Origin of the sequence: Sporosarcina cyprini (genome assembly GCF_022048975.1) — a bacterium.
GTDB classification, from domain to species: Bacteria; Bacillota; Bacilli; order Bacillales_A; family Planococcaceae; genus Sporosarcina; species Sporosarcina cyprini.
In genome coordinates, this window is the sequence record NZ_JAKMHX010000016.1 from 91,652 (window position 1) to 115,151 (window position 23,500).

General features: G+C 48.4%; 19 protein-coding genes. 6 read left to right on the forward strand and 13 right to left on the reverse strand.

Features of this window, described 5'->3' with window-relative positions:
• Window positions 1-21 precede the first annotated feature (21 nt).
• The 3 genes from L7D49_RS04110 to L7D49_RS04120 form a co-directional block, all read right to left on the reverse strand.
• Window positions 22-1,851 carry an ABC transporter ATP-binding protein gene (locus L7D49_RS04110; protein WP_238079548.1) on the reverse strand — a complete coding sequence of 610 codons (1,830 nt, stop codon included), beginning with the start codon at window positions 1,849-1,851 and terminating at the stop codon, window positions 22-24.
• Window positions 1,832-3,574, reverse strand: coding sequence for an ABC transporter ATP-binding protein (locus tag L7D49_RS04115; protein WP_238079549.1), 1,743 nt, complete (start codon window positions 3,572-3,574; stop codon window positions 1,832-1,834). The genes L7D49_RS04110 and L7D49_RS04115 overlap by 20 nt, the downstream gene beginning before the upstream one ends.
• A 196-nt stretch (window positions 3,575-3,770) precedes the next feature.
• The gene (locus L7D49_RS04120) at window positions 3,771-4,676 is read right to left on the reverse strand and encodes a DMT family transporter (protein WP_238079550.1); all 906 of its coding nucleotides are present in this window, start codon (window positions 4,674-4,676) and stop codon (window positions 3,771-3,773) included.
• A gap of 127 nt (window positions 4,677-4,803) precedes the next feature.
• Between L7D49_RS04120 and L7D49_RS04125 the strand changes: the two genes are divergently transcribed.
• Window positions 4,804-6,456 (forward strand): sensor domain-containing protein, encoded by a 1,653-nt coding sequence (locus L7D49_RS04125; protein WP_238079551.1) that lies wholly within the window; start codon window positions 4,804-4,806, stop codon window positions 6,454-6,456.
• 95 nt (window positions 6,457-6,551) lie between these two features.
• Here the strand turns inward: L7D49_RS04125 and L7D49_RS04130 are convergent, their stop codons facing one another.
• The 3 genes from L7D49_RS04130 to L7D49_RS04140 all read right to left on the reverse strand — a co-directional run bounded on the left by L7D49_RS04130 (window position 6,552) and on the right by L7D49_RS04140 (window position 10,028).
• Window positions 6,552-7,001 (reverse strand): threonine/serine exporter family protein, encoded by a 450-nt coding sequence (locus L7D49_RS04130; RefSeq protein WP_238079552.1) that lies wholly within the window; start codon window positions 6,999-7,001, stop codon window positions 6,552-6,554.
• Window positions 7,002-7,017: 16 nt separating this feature from the next.
• On the reverse strand, window positions 7,018-7,758 hold the full coding sequence (locus L7D49_RS04135) for a threonine/serine exporter family protein (protein WP_238079553.1): 741 nt from the start codon (window positions 7,756-7,758) through the stop codon (window positions 7,018-7,020).
• Between the two features lie 125 nt (window positions 7,759-7,883).
• Window positions 7,884-10,028 (reverse strand): beta-propeller domain-containing protein, encoded by a 2,145-nt coding sequence (locus L7D49_RS04140; protein ID WP_238079554.1) that lies wholly within the window; start codon window positions 10,026-10,028, stop codon window positions 7,884-7,886.
• A 141-nt stretch (window positions 10,029-10,169) separates the two neighbouring features.
• On the opposite strand from L7D49_RS04140, the gene L7D49_RS04145 reads away from it, so the two are divergent.
• Complete coding sequence (locus L7D49_RS04145; RefSeq protein ID WP_238079555.1) at window positions 10,170-11,483, forward strand: short-chain fatty acid transporter; 1,314 nt, start codon at window positions 10,170-10,172, stop codon at window positions 11,481-11,483.
• 534 nt (window positions 11,484-12,017) lie between these two features.
• Here L7D49_RS04145 and L7D49_RS04150 read toward each other — a convergent pair.
• Window positions 12,018-13,205, reverse strand: coding sequence for a GTP-binding protein (locus tag L7D49_RS04150; protein WP_238079556.1), 1,188 nt, complete (start codon window positions 13,203-13,205; stop codon window positions 12,018-12,020).
• 165 nt (window positions 13,206-13,370) lie between these two features.
• On the opposite strand from L7D49_RS04150, the gene L7D49_RS04155 reads away from it, so the two are divergent.
• Window positions 13,371-14,843: a DASS family sodium-coupled anion symporter gene (locus L7D49_RS04155; protein WP_238079557.1), complete on the forward strand. Its 1,473-nt coding sequence runs from the start codon at window positions 13,371-13,373 to the stop codon at window positions 14,841-14,843.
• Between the two features lie 44 nt (window positions 14,844-14,887).
• Here L7D49_RS04155 and pcp read toward each other — a convergent pair whose 3' ends face one another.
• Complete coding sequence (gene pcp, locus L7D49_RS04160) at window positions 14,888-15,499, reverse strand: pyroglutamyl-peptidase I (RefSeq protein WP_238079558.1); 612 nt, start codon at window positions 15,497-15,499, stop codon at window positions 14,888-14,890.
• A 171-nt stretch (window positions 15,500-15,670) separates the two neighbouring features.
• On the opposite strand from pcp, the gene L7D49_RS04165 reads away from it, so the two are divergent.
• The 3 genes from L7D49_RS04165 (at window position 15,671) to L7D49_RS04175 (ending at window position 17,229) form a co-directional block, all read left to right on the forward strand.
• Window positions 15,671-16,546: an SDR family oxidoreductase gene (locus tag L7D49_RS04165; RefSeq protein ID WP_238079559.1), complete on the forward strand. Its 876-nt coding sequence runs from the start codon at window positions 15,671-15,673 to the stop codon at window positions 16,544-16,546.
• A gap of 66 nt (window positions 16,547-16,612) precedes the next feature.
• Window positions 16,613-16,789: a hypothetical protein gene (locus L7D49_RS04170; protein WP_238079560.1), complete on the forward strand. Its 177-nt coding sequence runs from the start codon at window positions 16,613-16,615 to the stop codon at window positions 16,787-16,789.
• Between the two features lie 50 nt (window positions 16,790-16,839).
• Window positions 16,840-17,229, forward strand: coding sequence for a hypothetical protein (locus L7D49_RS04175; RefSeq protein ID WP_238079561.1), 390 nt, complete (start codon window positions 16,840-16,842; stop codon window positions 17,227-17,229).
• On the opposite strand, the gene L7D49_RS04180 is transcribed toward L7D49_RS04175, so the two are convergent.
• The 5 genes from L7D49_RS04180 to L7D49_RS04195 form a co-directional block, all read right to left on the reverse strand.
• Window positions 17,213-19,417 (reverse strand): YhgE/Pip domain-containing protein, encoded by a 2,205-nt coding sequence (locus L7D49_RS04180; protein WP_238079562.1) that lies wholly within the window; start codon window positions 19,415-19,417, stop codon window positions 17,213-17,215. The genes L7D49_RS04175 and L7D49_RS04180 overlap by 17 nt on opposite strands.
• Window positions 19,418-19,484: 67 nt before the next feature.
• The gene (locus tag L7D49_RS04185; RefSeq protein WP_238079563.1) at window positions 19,485-20,054 is read right to left on the reverse strand and encodes a TetR/AcrR family transcriptional regulator; all 570 of its coding nucleotides are present in this window, start codon (window positions 20,052-20,054) and stop codon (window positions 19,485-19,487) included.
• Window positions 20,055-20,195: 141 nt separating this feature from the next.
• Window positions 20,196-21,833, reverse strand: coding sequence for a ribosomal protection-like ABC-F family protein (gene abc-f / locus L7D49_RS04190; RefSeq protein WP_238079677.1), 1,638 nt, complete (start codon window positions 21,831-21,833; stop codon window positions 20,196-20,198).
• Window positions 21,834-22,107: 274 nt separating this feature from the next.
• Window positions 22,108-22,230, reverse strand: coding sequence for an RAxF-45 family protein (locus L7D49_RS20305; protein WP_336246371.1), 123 nt, complete (start codon window positions 22,228-22,230; stop codon window positions 22,108-22,110).
• A 75-nt stretch (window positions 22,231-22,305) separates the two neighbouring features.
• A complete protein-coding gene (locus tag L7D49_RS04195; protein WP_238079564.1) occupies window positions 22,306-23,496 on the reverse strand; it encodes an acyl-CoA dehydrogenase family protein in 1,191 nt (396 codons plus the stop codon).
• Between the last annotated feature and the right edge of the window lie 4 nt (window positions 23,497-23,500).

Here is a 23,500-nt window from a genome sequence, read left to right on the forward strand (position 1 = left end):
CATCTGCATCTTCGGGATTTTTTATACTTTTGCTTCCATTAGCATTTGGTAATAAACGCCTTGCCGCTCAATTAACTCGTCCTGGCTTCCTGATTCGATCAGTTTACCTTGCCCCATGACATACACTGTATCGGCTTTCCGCACCGTATTCAGACGGTGGGCAATGACGAAACTGGTGCGCCCTTCCATGAGCCGTTCCAGTGCTTCTTGAATTTCTAGCTCCGTCACGGTATCGATGCTGCTCGTCGCCTCATCGAGCAGCAGGATGACCGGATCGGCAACGAGTGCACGCGCAATGGAAAGCAATTGCTTCTGCCCTTGCGAAATCTCACCGCCGTCCGCTGTCAACACGGTCTCATAACCGTTTTCCAGTCGGGAAATGAATGTATGCGCATTCGCCTTTTTCGCCGCCGCAATCACTTCTTCATCTGTCGCATCCAGACGCCCATATCGGATATTCTCCATAACCGACGCTTCAAATAAGAATGGATCCTGCAGCACGAATGCCATTTGATTGCGCAGCGTTTTACGCGGCAGTTCATTAATTGGGATACCGTCAATTAAAATTTGGCCTGCATCGGTTTCATAGAAACGGGCCAGCAATTGCATAATCGTTGTTTTTCCTGCTCCTGTCGCTCCGACAAATGCGGCAGTTTCTCCTGGCTTTACATGGAAAGAGACGTCTTGGATCGTATAACCATCCGTCTCGACAGCATAGCCAAACGATACATCCCGGAATTCGACATCGCCTTTCAATACCGTGTCCTGATGATCTATCGCCTCATCCTTTTCAATCGGTTCATCCATAATCTTGAACACACGCTCCGCCCCTGCTATCGCAGAAAGGACGGTGTTGAACTGGTTTGCAAGATCATTCAACGGACGCGTAAACTGGCGGGCGAATTCGGAGAAAATAACGATGGTTCCGATCGTCACTAGGCCATCGCCTTTCAGCGCGAGCAATCCGCCAACACCTGCCACGATCGCGAAGCTGGCATTGTTCAGCATGTTCATTACCTTTGGAATGAAACCGGAGTAAGTCAACGCCCAAAAGCCGGTGCGGCGAAGCCTCCCGCTTTTATCCGCGAACTCCTCCATAACGCGTTCTTCCTGTGAAAACGCCTTAACGATCCGTTGTCCGGAAATCGTCTCCTCAATCATCCCGTTCAGTGAACCGACCGCCTGCTGCTGTTCTTTGTAGAGCAGCCCCGTCCTTCTTGTTATCCACCGGATCGCCGTGAACATGACCGGGACGATGACCATCGTCAATAACGTCAAAATCGGGCTAAGATAGAGCATGACGGCCAGTGTGCCGACGAGCGTCAATATACTGGAAAAGACCTGTATAAACGATGAATTCAATGTCTGGCTGACGTTTTCAATATCATTCGTCACCCGGCTCATCAATTCCCCATGCTGCCGTTTATCGAAAAACGTGACAGGCAGCTTTTGCAGATGTTCGAATAAGTTCGTCCGCAGGCGATAGACCGTTTGCTGCGCAATGCCGACCATCCAAAAGCTTTGCAAATAAAGAGCCAGTGACTGGCCCGCGTAAATCACAATCAGCCAGCCGATGACGACTCCCAGACCATCGAAGTCCTTCGGAATGATGTAAAGATCAATTATTTTCCCAATCAGGAGCGGACCCAGCAAGGCAAGTACCGAACTGACAAAGACGAGGGCAAGCACGGTGATCAACAAGCCGCGCTGTTCATCGACTAACTTCCAGATCCGGAGCAAAACCGATTTCCAGTCACTCGCCCGCTCGACTTTCTTCCTGCCAGGCCCTTTAATATCCTCTTTCTTCAGGATCGGCTCATACCCGAACGGCTTACGAATTGCTCGCAGCATCGATGATCACCTCCTCTTCCGATTGCGACTCCGCTATTTTCCGGTATAAAGCAGACTGCTTCATTAGATCGGCGTGCGTTCCATAGCCAGCGACTTTTCCTTCATCGAGCAAGAGGATTCGGTCCGCCCCTTTTGCCGTCTGGATTTTTTGCGTTACGACAAGCATGGTCGCATCTTCACTTTCCAGCGCTTCCCAAAGAGCCATCTCGGTCTTGACGTCCAGCGCACTCGTACTGTCATCCAGAATAAGAATAGATGGTTTTCTGACAAGCGCCCGGGCGATGGATAACCGCTGCTTTTGCCCGCCAGACAGATTGACACCCTTCTGTCCGACACGCGTTTCGTATTTCTTCGGAAAGAGATCGATTGATTCATGGATTTGCGCTTTCCGGGCCGCTTCTTCCAGCTCATCTGGCGCCGCTTCCGCATCTCCCCACGAAAGATTATCCAAAATGGATCCTGTAAATAAAATCGACTGCTGCGGAACCAGTCCGATTGCATCCCGTAATTCCTTCAGCGGCCACTCTTTCACTTCCACTCCGCTGACATAGATGCTGCCCTCGGTAGATTCGAAAATTCGAGGTATAAGGTTTAATAGTGTGGATTTCCCTGATCCAGTCGCCCCCATGATCGCCAGCTTCTCTCCAGGCGACACATGGAATGTAACGTGATCTAAGATCGGCTCCGGTTTTCCGGGATAATAAAAGGACACATCCTCGAACCGAAGATCGCCTTCCAACTTCCGCAGGCTCGAGCTTTCGGCGCCTTGCATCTCTAAATCCTCATCGGCAAGCAGCACTTCTTCCATCCGTTCGGATGATGCTTTCGCACGCGAGAATGCCACGATGATAAAAGCGAACATGGAGAATGCACCCGTCATCCGCATGGCATAGTTGACGATAGCTACAAGCTCCCCTACTTGCGCCCCGCTGTTTCTAATTTCAGCCGCGCCGAACCAGAGAACAGCAAGAAGGCTGACATTCATAATGAACATGAGAACCGGCAAAATCAGTTCCATATTCCGCATGGCCGTGACCGTATCGGTTCGAAGCGATCCCGCCACTTTCGAAAAACGGCTCGCCTCATACATACCGCGCAAATACGCTTTGATCAGCCGGACCGCCTGAAGATTTTCCTGGATGACCCGGTTCACACGATCCAAACGGCGTTGCACTTTCGCAAATAGCTTTACGCCTCTCCGTGCCATAATGAAGAGGAATATTAGCAAAATTGGTGCCCCGATGACGAGATACAGGGCCAATTTAACATTAACGAGAAATGCCATGACCAAGCTCCCGATTACGAGAAGCGGTGCCCGAAGCATGATTCGGAGACTCATGAATAAGGTGTTTTGCACCATGGTCACATCACTGGTCAAACGGGTGATAAGACCCGCTGTCGGAAACCGCAGAAACGTTGCCATAGAAAACGCCTGCACTTGCCTGAACAAAGCCTGGCGAAGATCAAACGCAAAGCTTTGCGAAGCGTGGGCCGCAAAAAACGAATTGACGGCCCCTGCGAAGAACGCAACAAAAGCAAGTCCCATCATGGCGCTTCCCCATGTCCAAATCACTGTTGTATTGGATGCCAAAATTCCATCATCAATAATTTTCGCGATGAGCAATGGCTGGATCAGCTCTACTGCCAGTTCCATGAGCATGAGGACAAGGGCGATGAGAATTGGCCATTTATACGGCTTCGCATAAGAAAAAACTGTCTTCATTCTTCGAACCCCCAAGAACTCTTTCGTTTTACGAATTATTTTTCGACTGTTACCTATTATGCCATATGCGTCTCTTCATGTATAGGATGGAGTTTGAATGATTTGACATTTCTTAAAATCAATTTCGCCATACTAAAAAAATTGCCGATAACGGAGCGGCAACCACTCGTTTATCGACAATTTCTCTTTAGCACTTTTATTCTTCTTCCTTCGCCTTGCTTCCCGCAACCGACAGCCCGGTTACTCCGATCAGCATGATCAATGCTCCAGCCAGCTGCCACTTGCCGAGCACACTTCCAAACCAGATAACGGAGATGATCATGGCAGTCAGTGGTTCAAAGCTTGATAGGATGCTTGTCTCGACAGGCGAGATATATTTCATACTGCCGAGGAATAAAAGGAACGCAACCGTCCCGACTACAATAACGAGCGACAACACGGTGACAATGCGCCAATCGCTTAAATAGACAAAGTCATCACCCAGCTTCGTTATATTAGCTGCCAACAACACTGCCCCGCCAATCAGCATCCCCCATCCAACCACCAGGAGGACACCCCATTCACTCATCAGCCGCGCAGGGTATAGTGTGTAAAAAGCGAACGTGAAACCGACAGCCAGTCCCCAGGCAACTGCAGTGGCGCTAAGCGCAAACCCGGACAACGTGCCATTCGTAAGTAAAAAAAACAGTCCTACCATCGTCACAATCATGCCAATCACTTGCGCAATCGGCGGCAGTGCTTTCTGCCGGAGGGAAACGAAGAGTATGATATAAATCGGGGCTAAAAATTGAAATAGCGTCGCAATGATTGCATTGCTCGAATTGATAGACCCGACAAATGTAAATTGAACGCCAAGCATGCCAAAAACCCCAAAAATGATCATTTGTCGCAGCCAGACTTTATACCTCATTGGGCGAAAGATATCTTGTCCTTTCACCTTCAAAAAGGCCAAAATAAAAAAACCCGCAATCAACAAGCGAATTGTCAGCATAAAAGAGATGGACATGTCGCTAGTTGACAGCATCCATTCCATCATCGGACCGGTCGCGCCCCACATCATGGCGCCGGAAATGATCATCAGAATTCCTTTTAATCTATTCATTTTGCACTACCACCATTTTGACTAATTATTTACAAACAGACAGATAGACTAGTTATTCACCGAAACTATGATGTATACTATCATCAAATGAATAATTTGTTACATAACACATCCGAAAGGGGACAGAATGTTGAAATCCGAGAATGACAAAAGACTCGAATTGCCGGATATCATGGATAGTCTCGAGAAGTATTATATGGTAACCCGTACGGATGGCGAGGGCTTGATTACATATGCAAACCGGAACTTCTTAGAAACAAGCAATTGGACACCTAAACGGATATTAGGAAAATCGTTTTGGCAAATGTTTTCGAATGACGAAGAAGGCCAAGAACAATCCCATGAAATATGGAGCCGTCTCTCTAGCGGAAGATCCTGGTTTGGCACGACGAAGAAAACAACGCGCCACGGAGATCCTTATTTCGTTAAGATGGTCGCAGTTCCGTTCATGGATAATTCCGATACACTTTGCTCCGCCACATTTCTCGAGTTAGACGTGACAGATGACGTCGAGCTTCGTGAAAAACTGCAAGAAATCGCGTTCATCGACTTTGAAACTGGTCTCATGAGCCGTCATCGGCTGGAAACACTCGTTAATGAATATATCGAAAGCAAACGACATTTTTCATTTGTTTACATAACGATCGATCACTATTATACACTGAAAGATCATAAGACGTACGACTCTGAACGGATTTTAATGAAAGAATTTACGAATCGGCTCAAGCGCTATTTCCAAGACAGTCCGATTGCGCGGGTCGGTGTAGGCCAATTTGCTCTGCTCACTCCTTATGGGGATTGGTACATACAAGGATTCCTTGCATTTTTGAAAGAGCAGCCGATCTACATTGAACATACGGCATTGCCGCTCTCCATCAGCGGGGGAATTGTACGCTACCCTGAGGATCAGCAAACTTATACGCAGCTGATCACCGCAGCACTAGCCGCTACGAAGGAAATGACGGACAGCGGCGGCGGACGTATCGCCTCTTTGTCTGCAGAATCTCATAAGGGGCTGAACCGGCGAGCCTTGATCGACCGCAAACTGTTGACCGCTTTAGACCGGCGCAATTTGCAAGTCGTCTATCAGCCGCAGTACGATGTCGCCTCTGGAAGAATCAATCTCTATGAAGCGCTTGTCCGCTGGGAAGACGAGGAACTCGGATACGTCATGCCGGATGAGTTGATTCCAATTGCGGAAGAGAACGGGCAAATTCATGCCATCGGTGCCTACGTGATCGAAGAGGCCGCCAAACTGGCCGCCGAGTGGGACAAGGATAAGCGCAATATTTGTGTTTCCATCAACTCTTCCGTCCGGGAATTCAGTAAGCCGGATATGAAAAATACGATCTTGGATATCCTGCGGGACACGAATTGTCCGGCGAACCGGATCCACTTGGAAATTACAGAGAAATTTGCATTTCAGGCAGAAGTCGAGAAGTCGATTATCCGGCAAATGCAAACGCTTCAAGACTCCGGCGTACAATTTGTTCTAGACGATTTCGGGACAGGCTATGCTTCTTTCAGATATATGCAGAACCTGCCGATCTCGCGTGTAAAAATTGATCAAGTCTTCATTCAGGCGTTGACGACTCATCCGAAGACAAAGCAGCTTGTGGAAGGCATGATCCTGCTATGCAAATCAATGGGACTTACCGTCTCAGCTGAAGGTGTAGAAACGCAGGAACAATTCGATATGCTTATTGAAATGGGCGTCGATTCCATCCAAGGCTATTACATCGGCCAACCAGTAACACAAGATCAAATTACATTTGAATGATAGAGCGGAGTGCCTGCCGGGCACTCCGTTTTTTAATTGAGAAAAAGGCTTATGATGGGATTATCTGAAATAAAAAAAGAGCCTCCTGGCCCCTATCAAGTCGCTCTCCGTCGTTTTGAGCGGCCTCGATATAAAAGCTGGATGCTCACTTCTGCGAATACGAGCCCCATCGCGATGGCTCCGGAAACCATAAAAGCCTTAGACGCGAATGAAATCGCTGTGATGTAATCATTTTCGACGATATGGCGCATCGCATTGTATGCCATACCTCCCGGAACAAGCGGAATGATGCCCGCTACACTGAATACGATCATCGGCGTTCTAAACCGTTTAGCGAAAATGTGGGCGACGAGAGCTACAGCGAATGCTCCAAGAAACGACGCCTTGACCGCATCTTCCGAAAACGTTTCACTGACACTGTATATGAGCCAGCCGGCCATCCCGACGACTCCGCAATAAAATAACATTTTCCGCGGCGCATTGAATATGATCCCAAACCCGATGGCGGCAAGAAAACTGAGCGCTGCTTGTATGATCCACGTCATTCAATACACCTCTTCATTAGAAAGATAAAACAAGTGCGACGCCAGCGCCGATGGCAAACGCGGTCAGAAAAGCTTCCGCTCCTTTGGACAAGCCCGACATAAAATGGCCCGCCATCAGATCGCGCACCGCGTTAGTGATAAGCAATCCCGGCACGAGAGGCATGACGCCCCCGATGATAATTTTATCAAGTTCAATGCCAATTCCCGTTTTTATTGCAAAAAAGGCGACTAATGCGACGGCTAGTGCGGCCACAAATTCCGCAAAGAACTTGACGTTCGTCAATTCCTGAAAGAATGTCACGACGATAAAACCGATGCCTCCAGCCACTATAGCTGCCGCAACATCTTGCCACAATCCGTTGAATAACATGAGGAAGGAACCACTCGCAACTGCGGCCGCAGCAATTTGGAGCCAGAGCGGAAACATGACATTCGCCTTCTCGATTTCTTTCAACCGCTCGTAGGCCTGCTCCAGTGAGTATTCCCCAGTGGATAACTTGCGGGATACCGCGTTGACCAGTGCGATTTTTTCCAAGTCAGTCGAGCGGTTCGTAATTCTTATCAGCTTCGTATGATGAGGACTTCCCGGAGACAGAATTATGCCCGTCGGAGTGACAAAGCTATGGATGGCGGCAAGGTCCTGCGTCTTCGCCATGCGGTCCATCGTATCTTCCACCCGGTACGTCTCCGCCCCCGCTTCCATCATGAGCCGGCCGGCCAGCAAACAGCAGTCAATCGCCATTTCCTTATCGCTCATCTCTCTCACTCCCTGTTACGTTGTACTATCCATCTTATCGAAGAAGAAACGAAAATACAATTTGAGTTCGTGAAACGAAATTAAAAAGCCAGAAGCATGGATGTACGCTCCTGGCCGAACATTGCTTACTTCTTGTCGTCCCACTTCAATTGCTCCAGCTTTTTAAACGTATTGAAATCATAGCTGTTCAAATCGTTGTATGATACCGTAAAGAGCCGGTCTTTGCTATAGAGAAGGCGCTGCACTTGCGTTTCCCACTCCTCGTATTGCTGGCCCTTATCCGGTTTGCGGACAAGGTCACCCTTTAAGACGATGCCCCGTTCCGGCGTTATTTCATAAATGAGGGCGCCTGCCCCTTTGAAATCGAGTTGATGCTGCTTGCCGTTCTCTCCATACACGCTGACCGGGAAGCCGTATAGATTGCGGCCCGCATGCTGGAACAGCGCCTTATGATCGTATTGCACCGGCGAATAGGTGCCTTCCCCTCCGATTACCACCATATCTTTCTCTTTCGGGTTGGCAAAATCGGTGACATCAAAGAGGGATACTTTCATCCCTTTCGTGCGAATGAACGGCTCGCCGCCTGATGGATTTTTCTCTGAAACAGTCTCATAACCAAATCCGATAAGATGATTTTCATCTAGTGGATGCAAGTAGTTGGAGAAGCCAGGGATTTTCAATTCTCCCAGTACTTTCGGCTTTGCCGGGTCCGCCACATCGATGACGAATAACGGATCCGTTTCGCGGAACGTCACCATATAAGCTTTATCCCCCATGAAACGGGCTGAGTAGATGCGTTCTCCTTTTGCCAGATTCTCCACCGAACCAACCTGCTTCATCCCTTTATCTAAAACAAACAGATGGTTTTTGGATGGATTTTTTTCATCCCACATATTCCCTTCCGTCATGACGACACGGAAGTAGCCTTTATCCTCGTCCATTGAAAACTGATTCAGTACTGTCCCTTTCAGCTCAGCAGACCCTGTAAATTCGACCTTCACCCCATCCAGCGTGAACTTGAAAAATTGCGTATTGGCAGTTCCGGGATTCCAAATCATCGCCTTGGAATTATTCTGTTCAAAGTGGTATTTAGTCGCCGTCAAATAGAGATGGTCCTTTGACATATACAACTGATTGCTACTGCCGAGGTACCCCTTCGTTGATAGCTCGCTCTTCTCCGGGGAATGCAGATCAATGGCTGTGACAACCGTATAAGAAGCTTCCGTCGCACCCGGCAGAATGGCAATATCCTCGTATGCCATATAGCCGAGATCTTTATCCGCTGTATCCGTAATCCGCGGACGCACAGTCGCCCCATCGATTTCCTCCAACGCCCAAAGCATCGGATACAAGTTGGTCACGATGTATAACGTGTCATCCGTCATGCGGGCATTGCTGAGATAGCCTTCCGCTGAAACTTCCCTCAGCAATTTAGGCGCTGTCCGCTTCTTCATATCGTACAAACTGATCGTCGTCATCCCATTCATTGGCATGATCTGATCCTGTGCCGCCAATTTCTTATCATAACGAATCATCTTTTCTCCAAGAACAATTAGCGTATCCTCTTGGATGAACAGCTGCGATGGATAGAAATCCTCTTCCATTTTTATGGAGGCAGCTTTCTTCATTTGGCCATTCCGGATATCCGTAATGCGCACAGTTCCTTCCGCAATGGTATAGACATAATCCCCGTCCGTCTTTACGATGTCCGGCTCATCAATCCCTTGCACTTGAACATTTGTTTCCGAGTGTCCTGAACTGCCGCTTGAAGCTTTGTCGCTACTACTATCAGATGCAACTTCAGCACTTTCATAAGTAACCTCTTCGCTTTGATTTCTACCTTGTAGATTTTTCGCCATATCAAAATACGCTTTTAAATCAGCTGCGGATTTTACAGTTTCGATTGATTCGTACATAGTGAATTTGATTTTATTTTGCTTGAAAGATTTCAAAAATGTTCTCGTGAGCGCCTGATCATCGATATTCAAGGCGTATTCGCCCGGCTCCAGCCCCTTCACTTGCAACTCCTTGCCATCCTTGCTCAAGACCAGTTTCGCCTTGACTTTCTTCCCTTGCTGGTCCGTTACATATACAACCTCTTTCTCAATTGCCTGCTTGCTCAGCGGAGCCGTAAATTGCACATTCCACCCATGCTCGACGAACGCACCTCCCGATGCAGCCATCCCCACTTTTTCAATCATGAAGGCGAAAATCATCACACCGATCGCCACCACACACGCTACGCTTAACCATCTGAACGGTTTCCTCATGCCATCCAACCCTTTCCAACTTTTCTTATACCATTAGACTCCTTTCCTTCAGTTACGTTTCACTTTTCTGAATCAAACATTATATTTCGTTTGAAAGAATATGATAGTCTTACTTCGAGGGATAAAAAAGGGGGAATGATTTTGAAAGTGTTAACGCGTTGGTCCAACGCGATCATGGATCGCTATTTGCCGGACCCGTACATATTTGTCGCCATCCTGACGATCGTCGTGTTTCTGCTCGGACTCGGTTTGACCGACTCCGGCCCGCTCGACATGGTCAACCATTGGGGGAATGGCTTTTGGAAACTGCTAGAGTTCACGATGCAAATGGTCATTGTGCTTGTGGCTGGTCACGTACTGGCAAGCAGTCCCGTATTTAAGAAACTGCTGAGCACGCTGGCAGGACTAGCTAAGTCGCCTGGCTCCGCCATCTTGCTTGTGACAGTCGTTTCATTGATCGCCTGCTGGATCAACTGGGGATTTGGATTGGTTATCGGGGCTTTATTCGCAAAAGAAATCGCACGGAAAGTGACAACTGTTGATTATCGCCTATTGATTGCAAGCGCTTACTCCGGATTTATCGTTTGGCATGGCGGGCTTGGAGGCTCCATTCCGCTTTCCATCGCGACGGAAGGCCATCCATTTGAGAATATGATGGGTGTTGTGTCGACCTCTGAGACTATTTTTTCAACGTATAATCTCGTAATCGTCGGTCTTCTGTTCGTTACAGTCCCGCTGTTGAATCGTTTCATGATGCCGAAACGGGAAGACACGGTGACCGTCGATCCTGAATTGCTGAATGAGGAAATCATTGTGGAAGAAGAAGAGAAGCCGACACCCGCAAGCCGAATGGAAAACAGCTATATCCTATCGATGCTCATCGGCGCGCTCGGTGTAATTTATCTGATTCAGCACTTCATCGGCAAAGGGTTTGATTTGAATCTCAATATTGTCAATCTGATTTTCTTCATGCTCGGCATACTGTTCCACGGCACGCCGAAACGTTTCCTGGCCGCTGTCGCCAATGCGGTGAAAACAGCGGGCGGCATCATCATCCAATTTCCTTTTTACGCCGGAATCATGGGCATGATGGTCGCCTCAGGCCTTGCAGGCGTCATGTCGGAATGGTTCGTCAACATCTCAACGGAAACGACATTCCCGCTCTTCTCATTCTACGCAGCCGGTCTCGTCAACTTCTTCGTCCCATCCGGCGGCGGACAATGGGCCGTACAGGCGCCGATCATGTTAGAAGCTGCCCAAACTCTCGGCGTCAGCTATTCGAAGACTGCCATGGCCATCGCGTGGGGCGACGCCTGGACCAACATGATCCAGCCATTCTGGGCCTTGCCAGCACTCGCAATCGCAGGCCTCCGCGCCAAAGATATCATGGGATATTGTGTGTTCGTCTTAGTGTTAAGCGGCATTGTAATCAGCATCGGATTATATTTCTTTTAATTGATAGAGAGCCGGAGAGTCTGCGCGACTTCTCCGGCTTTTTTATTGTGTTGAAGACGGGTGGACGTTAGTAACTGAGTGAACACCAGATTATCGGAATGAACGCCAGATAACCGGAGCGAACGCCAGATTATCGGAATGAACGCCAGATAACTCGGGCGAACGCCAGATTATCGGAATGAACGCCAGATAACTGGAGCGAACGCCAGATTATCAGAATGAACGCCAGATAACTGGAACGAACGCCAGATTATCGGAATGAACGCCAGATAACTCGAGCGAACGCCAGATTATCGGAATGAACGCCAGATAACCGAAGCGAACGCCAGATTATCCGGTCGAACGCCAGATTACCGGAATGAACGCCAGATAACCGAAGCGAACGCCAGGTTATCAGAATGAACGCCAGATAACTCGAGCGAACGCCAGATTATCCGGTTGAACGCCAGATAACTGGAACGAACGCCAGTATTACAAGCTGAACGCCAATAACATGAATTCGCAAGTCAGTAATCGAGCTATGAACCTCAAACATCAACCAGCCGACACAAATTTAGGAAGTTCATCCTCAAAAGCCGACCAGTCCATCATCATCTCCTGCTCTGTCAGCAGGCATTTGTCTAACTGCATTTCAATTTCTTCCCGTTCCATGTCCAGTCCAATAAATACGAGCTCCGTCTGCCTGTCGCCGTGCTGGTCATCCCAACGGCGCAATAGTTCGGGATCCTCATCGAGAATCTGTTGTTGCTGGCGTTTCGGCAAGGCAGCGATCCATTGGCCTGCGCCTTGGAATGTGATGGATGCGCCCGCTTGCGACAACAACCCCGCCATATCCGGGCGCGTGGCGAGCCAGAAAAAGCCTTTGGACCGGACGATTTCACTCGGCAAATGAGACAGCCACTCCTGCCATCTTGCCGGGTGGAAGGGGCGTTTTCTTCGGTAAACAAAAGAAGTGATGCCGTACTCCTCTGTTTCTGGCACATGTTCTTCATTCAACTCTTTGATCCAACCGGCCCCTTGGCTGGATTTTTCGAAATCAAATAGCTTCCGGTCCAGCAGCTGCGACGGCTCCACTTTTCCGAACTCCGTCAAAATGATTTCGGCATCCGGATTCATTTTCCGTAAAAACGCAGTAAATGGTTCTCGATAGCTTTCCTCAACCAAATCCAACTTATTGACGACCAGAATATTGGCGAACTCCAATTGATCGACCAGTAAATCAGAGACATCCCGTTGATCATAAGGATCATCCGTATCCTTACGCTCCAGCAGCGTCTCCCCGCTTTCGTAGTCTTTCCAAAAACGAAACGCATCGACGACTGTAACCATGCTATCCAATCGGCACACCTTAGATAAATCTACTCCAACTGCATCATCTATGTACGTGAACGTTTGGGCGACCGGTATCGGTTCAGAAATACCAGTCGATTCGATGACGATGTAATCAATATTTCCTGCCGCAGCCAACTTCTCAACTTCGATAATCAAATCTTCACGAAGTGTGCAGCAAATGCATCCGTTTGTCAGTTCCACGAGTTTCTCCTCTGTGCGTGAAAAACCGCTGTCCTGAATGAGTGTCGAATCAATGTTAATTTCACTCATATCGTTCACAATGACCGCAATCCGCTTATCTTCCCGATTCGCTAATAAATGATTTAGTAATGTCGTTTTTCCTGCTCCTAAATAGCCGCTTAACACGGTAACTGGAATTTGATGTTGCATGTTTTCGCCCCTTAAATAGTAATCATTACTATTTAAACATACAGAGTTGCAACCGAGTTGGCAAGTAAAAACTCTCCCTCTCTTTACCGTTTGCAAATATCATTCCAGGGTAATCTATTCACATAACAAGCATTTAGAAGGGATTGATACTCGGTGGAAGCGCAGATGAAGGCTGAAAAACAGAAGCATAATCTAAAACCCTTTTGGATTGCTCTCGCTTTTGCAGTCATGATTCTTATTGTTCTCTTGCCAACTCCCGAAGACCTGCCCGTCATGGGTCAGCGGGCACTCGCCATCTTAGCGTTCGCGGTCATCCTGTGGGTGACGGAAGCCGTGACATACCCCGTCAGCGCGGCTATGATTATCGGCCTCGTCGCCTTGTTGATCGGCTTTTCACCGGATATGGCAAATCCAGAGGTGAATATCGGAACGAAGAAAGCACTCACGATGGCGCTTGGTGGATTTTCGAATTCAGCTGTCGCACTCGTTGCCGCCGCCCTCTTCCTCGCCTCTGCGATGCAGGCGACTAATCTGCATAAACGGCTCGCCTTGTACATCTTATCCAAAGTCGGCGTGAAGACCGGCGCTATCGTATTTGGTGCAATTCTCGTATCCATTATCCTTGCTTTCTTCGTACCAAGTGCGACCGCCCGTGCCGGGGCAGTCGTTCCCATCCTGCTTGGAATGGTAGCCGCTTTCGGTCTGCCGACAAACAGCCGGCTTGCCGCATTGCTCGTCATTACCGCTGTTCAGGCAGTTTCAGTATGGAATATCGGAATCAAAACCGCTGCTGCTCAAAATATGGTGGCACTCGGTTTTATTGAGAAGGAGTTCGGCGAATCAATTGCCTGGAGTACGTGGTTTTTATACGCAGCTCCCTGGTCCATCCTCATGTCGTTCGTCCTCTATTTCGTCATGATCAAATTGATTAAACCGGAAACAAAAGTCGTAGAAGGCGGAAAAGAGTTAATTCAAGGACAGCTAAAGGAACTGGGACCGATGAAGCCTGCGGAGATTAGGCTCATTGTCGTTTCTCTCATCCTGCTTTTCCTTTGGGCGACCGAAGAGAAGCTGCACCCGCTTGATACAACGACAGTGACTGTCATTGCCATTGCCGTGTTGCTGTCCCCTAAAATTGGAGTGTTTGATTGGAAGACCGTAGAACGCCTCATTCCATGGGGCACTATTATTGTGTTTGCGGTCGGAATTGCACTCGGGACGATCCTGCTCGATACGAACGGGGCCCAATGGCTTTCGGATAAAGTATTCGGCGCAATGGGACTGGATACAATGCCGCTGCTCGCCACCATCGCACTGCTGTCGCTGTTTAACATTTTGATTCATCTCGGTTTCGCGAGTGCGACGAGCTTGTCCTCTGCGCTTATTCCGATTTTCATCGCATTGACCTCTACCATCGCAATCAATGCGAACGACATCGGCTTCGTGCTCATTCAACAGTTCGTCATCAGCTTCGGTTTCCTGTTGCCGGTAAGCGCACCGCAAAACATGCTCGCTTACGGAACAGGTGCGTTCTCGGTCGGCGACTTTCTGAAATCCGGGATTCCGCTCACCGTCATCGGCTATTTGCTTATCTTGCTGTTCAGTGCGACATATTGGAAATGGGTCGGCCTCTTGTAATAAAAAAATGCGCGGAAGAGGAAGCTGCCCTCTTTCGCGCGTTTTCAATGTGGTTTACTTACTGTTTCAATACAAATGAGAATGGCACGCTTTAAATCCTCGTGCGACCAGCTCGGCACCCGTCCATGCTCAACAGCCAGTTCATGAGAAGCCGGGATGTGAATAAAACCGGCGCGCATATCAGGCAGTTCGGTATTTGCTAAATGGAGCGCCCGATACATGACGTTGTTGCATAAATAGGCGCCCGCCGTATTGGAGATCTCTGCTGGAAGACCTGCTTCCTTCAAAGCATTGACCATCTTGCGGATCGGCATGTTCGTAAAATAGCCATCTGCCCCGTCTTCTACGATAGGTTCATCGACTGGAGCATAACCGCTATTATCTTTCGGACCATCGCTGACATTGATAGCGATACGCTCCGGCGTAATTTTATAACGTCCGCCGGATAGCCCCAGCGAGAGAACGGCATCCGGTTTGATTTCCTGAATATGTTTTACGATAAGGTCCCCAGATTGGCTGAAATCGACCGGCAAGATTTCACTATGAATCTTATACTCACCGATCGTCATGCCATCCAGCTCGTCCGCAATCTTCTGCGTCGGATTCACTGGATATTTCAAAAATGGTTCAAATCCAGTCACTAGTAATGTCTTCATCATCTCATCCCCTTTTAGCTTTTATTATAGCGCAAAAGGGACTTTTTCTTTTAGTCTAAGTTTTCATTAGAGTTCATACCCTCTACATCTCTACTTCTTTTCGAACGTTTAATGGCCGCCACACAGGGAATCATTGATATAGAAATATGTATCAAAGGAGAGAATGCCCTTATGGACAAATATGAAAAAATTGATGAACAAGTCGTTCCGCAAACACAGAGCCAACAACCGGGCGTGGAGGCCGAGATGGAGCCCGCTCCGATTTATGACGATGAGAACTACAAAGGTTCCGGCAAGCTGAAAGGAAAAAATGCGCTGATCACAGGAGGCGACAGCGGAATCGGACGTGCTGTTGCAGTCGCATTTGCCAAGGAAGGGGCGAATGTCGCCATCGCCTACTTGGACGAAGCAGAAGACGTGGATGCAAATAAAACAATTGAACTCATTGAGAAGTATGGCGGCAAAGCGCAAAAATACCGGACCGATATTAGTGAAGAGGAGAATTGTGAACGCCTTGTCGAGGATGTCATTTCAGAATTCGGCAGCCTGAATATCCTTGTGAATAACGCAGGCAAACAATTCCCTCAAGATCACATCGCCAGCATCTCCGGCGATCAATTGCGCGAAACATTCGAGACGAATTTCTTCGGCCTCTTTTTCATGTCCAAAGCCGCGTTAGCCCACATGAAAGAAGGCGATTGCATCGTCAACACTTCTTCCGTAACGGCATACAATGGATCCCCTGGATTACTGGATTACTCCGCTACCAAAGGGGCAATTACAACTTTTACGCGCTCCCTCGCATTGAACTTGGCAGAAAAAGGCATTCGTGTAAATGCCGTTGCCCCAGGTCCAATCTGGACGCCGCTCATTCCGGCGACATTCGACGCAAAAAAAGTGGAACAGCACGGTGCCGATACACCAGTAAAACGACGCGGCCAGCCTTCTGAAAACGCGCCGGCCTATGTATTCCTGGCTTCCAACGACTCCAGCTACATGACCGGTCAGACGATCCATGTCGATGGTGGAGATTATGTTGGATCTTAAGGTGAATTTGTGAAGAGCAACGACCGCCGTGAGCGGTCGTTTTTTTAATGGGGGTGGGGGTGGATTTTGGCGGGTATGGGGGTGGATTTGGCGCGTATGGGACCGGATTTGGCGCGGGGACTGTTGGATTTGGCGCGAACGGGACCGGATTTGGCGCGGGGACTGGTGGATTTGGCGCGTATGGGACCAGATTTGGCGCAAGGACAGGTGGATTTGGTGCGGCTGAGCTTTTTTTGGCATTAGCTATGTCTGATTGACGTTCACTCTGAGTTATTGGCGTTCAGCTCGGGTTATTGGCGTTCAATCTGAGTTATTGGCGTTCAGCTCAGGTTATTGGCGTTCAACTCGGGTTATTGGCGTTCAACTCGGGTTATTGGCGTTCAACTCGGGTTATTGGCGTTCAACTCGGGTTATTGGCGTTCAGCCCGGGTTATTGGCGTTCAGCCCGGGTTATTGGCGTTCAGCCCGGGTTATTGGCGTTCAGCCCGGGTTATTGGCGTTCAAACGGAGTTATTGGCGTTCAGATCAGTTTATTGGCGTTCGCACTACGCTCCTCCCTCTTATCCGGCGTTCAACCGAGTCCACCACCACTCCCCTTCCCCCGCATCTCCCGCTACAACATAAAAAAACGATCCAGGACAATTACTGTCCGTGGATCGTTTTTCATTACGCTTCCGCTGTGACTTCTTTGGAATACCGTTTGTTGAATACGAGTGCAAAGTAGCCGAATGTGACAAGGAGACAGGCGGCGATGAAGCCTAGCAAGATGCCGTTACTTGCCCATAGATGGGCGATGTCTCCTGTGGAGATGGCTGCTTTGAATGCCTGGACGGAGTACGTCATTGGCAATAGGGTGTTGAACACTTGGAGCGGTTCTGGAATTAATTCCAACGGGAATGTTCCGGCGCTCGTAGTCAATTGCAAGATCAAGATGAGAATCGCAATGAATCGTCCTGCGTCACTGAAAATGGAGACGAGCATTTGGACGATGGCGATGAAGGTGTAGCTCGTAATGATTGACGTGAGAACGAACAATCCGAAGTTTTCAGTTTCCAAGCCGAGCCCCCATTTGAGAACGGCTACTGCAACCAAGGCTTGCACTAAGCCGACCACAGCCAAGACAGATACTTTACTTGTCAGCCATCTGAATGCGCCTGTCGGACGGATGGCCGGTTCGACTAGCGGGAAGACGATGGAAACGAGCAACGCTCCGACGAACAGACCGAGTGATAGGAAGTATGGTGCAAATCCTGTTCCATAGTTCGGTACGTGGTTAATGCCTTCCTTATCGACATCTACCGGTGCTGCTGCCATGTCATACGTTTTATCATTTGCATGCACTTCGCTTGCAGTTTCGTTTGCTTCGGCCAGTTTGTCTTTCAACGTAAGCGTGCCGTCTTTCAATTCATGCACACCGTCCGTCAATTTGGAAGAACCATCGGCAAGCTCTTTTGATTTTGATGCCAGCGTGCCAGTTCCTTCCTTCAGAGTGCCGGAACCTGTGGAAAGTTCGTTCAAGCCTGAAGCTAAACTGCCTGCTCCAGCTTTTGCTGCGTTTGCTCCTTGTGAGAGCTGAGCAAGACCTGTTGACAAGGCGCTATTTCCCTCAGCCAATGCATTCGCTCCTCCCGCCAGCTGAGGCGAGGATTCGCTCAATTTATTTAATCCGGCGAGCGCTTGCGCATGGCCGTCACGTAATTGGCCGGCTGCGCCATTCAATTGTGTTGTCCCTTCGTGAAGCGCCGCAGTGCCGGATGACAATTCCTTCATTCCGCCTGCCACTTCTGCACTACCCTGCTGTAATTGGCTGAGTGCTGCTTTTAAACCGGATTGCTGATCTTCCGGAAGCGAGGCAAGAATTGGTGCCAATTGGTCCGACAGATTGGAGAGGCCTGCATTGACATTTTGCGCGCCGTCTGCGAGTTTGGAAGCCGCACCTTGCAAGGCATCTGATTTTTCATTCAACGTGCTGACTGCGCTTCCGAATTCAGCTTCTTTTTGGCCGATTTGAGCGTAGCTGCTTTTCAACTGATCGACAGCAGCCGTGTAATTCGCGATGCCCTTTTGCAAATCTGCAGCACCCGCCGTCGCTTTTTGGGCTCCTTGATGGAGTTCATCGGCGCCTGATGCCAGTGTTCCGATCCCTTTGTTAAGATCATTCGCACCTTTGGCAGCCTTATCGGCACCCTTCGCGAGGCTGTCCGTGCCCTCTTTCAATGTAACCGTGCTGGATGCCAATGTTTCCAAGTAGCCCTTCAGATCATCGGCTCCGTTTGCTAATTCATTCGTGCCATCATACAATTTGCCAGCACCTTCTGCAGCATTTCCGAAACCGTCGCCCAGTTTGGTGATCGAATCAAAAAGCTGCTCTGCGTAAGTAGCCGTAACATTTTTATTCACTTCCGCCCGGATTCGTTCCATCGCGGTTTCCCCGATTTGAGCGGACAGGAAGTTATACCCTTCGTTCGGTTTGTATATGATTGTTAACTTCTCTGGATTTTCGTCGAGCAAAGATGTCGCATGAGCGGAGAAGTTTTCCGGTATTTCAATTGCAATATAATAATCTTGGTTTTTCAGTCCCTTTTCCGCCTGCTCTTTGCTTACTTTTCGAAAATCAAAGTCTTTGTTTTCCACTAACTTGTCGACCAATTCATTACCGAGAGCTAATTGCTCCCCTTCCAATTCGGCTCCTTCGTCCATATTCACAACCGCGACTGGCAATGAATTCAATTGGGCATATGGATCCCAGAAGGCCCATAAGAACATGCCCGCATACAGTACGGGTATGAAGAGGATCGCCAGCATTGGGACGAGCAGCTTCCTCGAGCGGAAGATTTGTTTCCATTCCGCAAATGTCATCGTCTTTTTCATTCTATCTCCTCCTTAAAACCATTTGACCATAAACCTCATTCGGTCATTTTAAATCAAAAAAGAAGTCTCAGCGCAGGAGACTCTTGAAAATCGTGTCGCTCAGCAACGTGGTAATTTGTTCTTCCGTCAATTCTGTGTCATGCGTTTTCTCCCAGTCCACAATAAGAGCCAAGTACGACTTGAAAAGAAGGTAAGCAATCAATTCGGAGTTACACGGTTTCAACTCACCTCTGCTGACAGCCCGTTCAATTTTCAGCTTCACATAAGAGACAATTTCTCTTTCAATTCCAGCCAGTACTTCTGTAACAGCAGGCGTTCGAAGTTCTTTTTCCTCGTCGATCAGTTTGGCGTAAAGCTGATGCGTTTTTCGGAATTTAAGTAATTGCATAAGACGGGCATGAACATTTTGTTCAAATGAACCTCCCTCTACCGCAACTGAATCCGATGCCGCTCGCATTTCCTCAATCATTTTTAGTACAATGGCATTGAACAATTCTTCTTTATTCGTAAAGAATGTATAAATCGTTCCTTTTCCGACATTGGCGATCTTCGCGACCTGATCCATTGTCGTAGCTTTGTATCCGAACAAGGAAAACGATTTAGCAGCTGCCTCCAAAATTTCCTGTCTTCGATCCACTTCTTCACCTCCTGCAACTGACTAAAATACCATTCCAGTCATCCAGTCATTATCATACGCCCTCTTAGAATGAATTTCAAGTATTTCATGAGATTTTTTTATGCACAACAAAAGGCCTCCCACTCGGAAGGCCTTCATTACTTATGAATTCATTTCATACAGTTCCGCCCATTTTCTTCGTGCCCAGTCGAACGGACCTTCAAACGTTGTCAACTCTCCATCTTCTAGCCAGGCTGTCCTGTCGAAGATTTTATTTAGGAAATAGCGATCGTGGGATACTGCTAAAATGGTGCCCGGAAACTCTTCCAATGCTTCCTCCAACACTTCTCGGGATTCGATATCAAGATGATTGGTCGGTTCATCAAGCAACAGAAGATTAATATCCTGATGCATGAGCTGTGCCAGCCGTAGCCTCATTCTCTCTCCGCCACTCAAATCGGATAAACGCTTAAAGACGTCCGGTCCATAGAACATAAACTTCGCTAGGATATGTCTGGCTTCCCCTTCCGCTACACTGACCTCTTCCCTGAAAACATCGATCAGTCTCGCTTTCGGATTTGCCGCTTCGGCATGTTGGGATAAGAAACCTATTTTCACGTTGCTGCCAACTTTACAAATCCCTTCATCCACCGCCAGCTGGCCAATTAGCAACTTTAAAATTGTTGATTTGCCAGTGCCGTTTTGCCCGACGATTGCCGCCCGGTCTTTCCAATAAATATGGAGATTCGCCTTGGACAAGATCTGCTTCGGACCAAATGATTTACTAGCATCTTCCATGACAACGACTTCTTTCCCGCTTCGCTCTGTCGGTTCAAACGACAACGCCATCTTTTTCGGATCGACCAAAGGCTTCTTGATTTTGGCCATTCGTTCCAGTGCCCGCTCCATATTTCTCGCTTGCCGGTGCAATCCAGCATTCGGCGGGTTCGCTTCGTTTGCCCATTGTTTCAACCGCTTGATCGCTTCTTTCATTTTCCTGATTTTCTTTTGCTGCTCTTCGTATTCTTGGAATTGGCGCAGCAGCAGCTCCTCCTTCTGCTGGACGAACGAACTGTAATTGCCATGGTAAAGTTGCAGCTCCCCGTCTTCCAAATCGGCTATCTTGCTCACTGTTGCATCTAAGAAAGCACGGTCATGGGACACAATGACAACTGTCCCGCCATATTCGGTCAAGTACCCCTCCAGCCATTCCACTGCGAATAAATCCAAATGATTCGTTGGTTCATCGAGCAGCAATAAATCCGGCTGGCTTAACAACAGCTTGCCTAACATCATTTTCGTCTGCTCCCCGCCGCTCATCACCGCAAAATCCTGATGAATGAAACTTCGTAACTGCAGGCCATTGATCACCTTTTCGATTTCCGATTCCATCGCATAGCCATTCCGGCTCAGAAATTCTTCTTGCAGCTGGCCATATTGCTGGAGGAGCCGCTCCAAATCCGCGCCTTCGGATGACATTTTCGTCTCAAGAGCCTTCAAGCTTTCTTCTATTTCCAACAGTTCCCCGAATGCACTCCTCAGTACTTCGTAACCAGTCATCGGCTCTTCGAGTACAGGAATTTGAGACAAATAGCCGACTTTCGTTCCTTTTTTAAAGTGGATCGCCCCTGAATCGACTGCTTCCACTCCGGCAATTAATTTAAATAATGTCGTCTTGCCGCTTCCATTTCGACCGACTATTCCTAACCGATCACTTGTTTTAATATCCAAAGACAAATCTTCAAAAATGTTGGTCCCACCTAACATCTTGCTAACCTTCTGTATTGTACAAATCATAATTTTCGCTTCCTCTCATCCTGTTTTCACAGCAGAAAGCGCACAAAAAAAGACTGCGTTCGGGCAGTAGCAGACTGGTCGACAAGCACTTCCATCGTTCGTGCTCCGGTTTGATCGCCATCCTTTCATCCCCACGCTACAGGCACAGCCAAATAAGGCTTGCGCATGCAAACAGAGGAGAATCCAAATAGCAAAGAACCGTATCGTTCTCAATCTATTAATGCCTTATGCAATCTTTCCTAATTCGTAAGGAATGATGTGCCGAACCGCTGTGTGATTACTGAAATTGTCTATAAAAGGGCATACGTATCCCGTTGAGCGCAATTTCATGAGTAATCGCACATGAAGTGGCTAAATATTCCAATAGTACTTCACGCGCATTCACAGTGTCCAACATCATTCCTCACCTCCGTTCAATAAATAGTAAAAATATTTTATCATTAATCAACTAAACAAGCAATAGACCATAGCTTATTTATTCAAATGGCCATTCCGGCAGCATATGGCTGAGCCGCTTATCTTCACGGTAGCCTAATACATACTCCGCCTGCATGATCGTATGGATTTCACGAGTGCCTTCGTAGATGACTGGCGCTTTCGAGTTACGCAAGAAGCGTGCAACTGGGTATTCATCAGAATATCCGTAAGCCCCATGGATTTGGAATGCATCATCTGCCGCTTTGTTCGCAAAATCGCATGCTTGCCACTTCGCTAAGGACGTTTCGCGCGTATTGCGAACGCCTTTGTTTTTCAATTCGCCTGCACGGTACACAAGAAGACGGCTCATTTGATAGCCCGCTTCCATATTGGCAAGCATCCGCTGAACGAGCTGATGTTTTCCAATCGCTTTTCCGAACGTTTCGCGTTCGTGGCAATACTTCACGCTTTCTTCGAGACATGCCATGATTAGGCCGACAGCACCCGCCGCGACGGTGAATCGGCCGTTATCTAATGCGGCCATGGCAATTTTGAAGCCTTCCCCTTCTTTGCCGAGAAGGTTTTCTGCCGGCACGCGCATATCCTCGAAGAACAGTTCACCTGTATTGCCTGCACGGATCCCATATTTCCCTTTAATCGCTTTGGAAGAGAATCCAGGGAATGTCCGCTCGACGATGAACGCACTAATGCCGTGATGTTTCTGGGATTTATCCGTATAAGCGAATACGAGGAAATGGTCTGCGACGTCGCAAAGGGAGATCCACGTCTTCTGCCCGTTGATGACATAATGATCGCCATCGCGGACGGCAGTTGTCGACATTGCCGCCACGTCAGAGCCCGCACCCGGTTCTGTCAGGCCAAACGCTCCGATTTTCTTACCTTCGGCTTGCGGTACGAGATATTTCTGCTTCTGTTCCTCTGTCGCCCATTGCATCAACGTCATGGAATTGAGTCCGATGTGGACAGAGACAGCCGTCCGGAATGCCGTGTCGCCCCGCTCCAATTCTTCGCAAAGGATGGCTAGCGAATTGTAATCCATGCCGCTTCCGCCGTATTTCTCCGGTATGCAAACGCCCATGAATCCTAGATCGGCGAGTTTCTTCCAAATGGCAGGGTCAAAGCCGCCTTCCGCATCCCATTTTTGGATATGCGGCATGATTTCCTCATCAACAAACTGACGGGCTGTTTTGCGCAACATCTTTTGTTCTTCAGTAAACTCGAAATTCATGTCA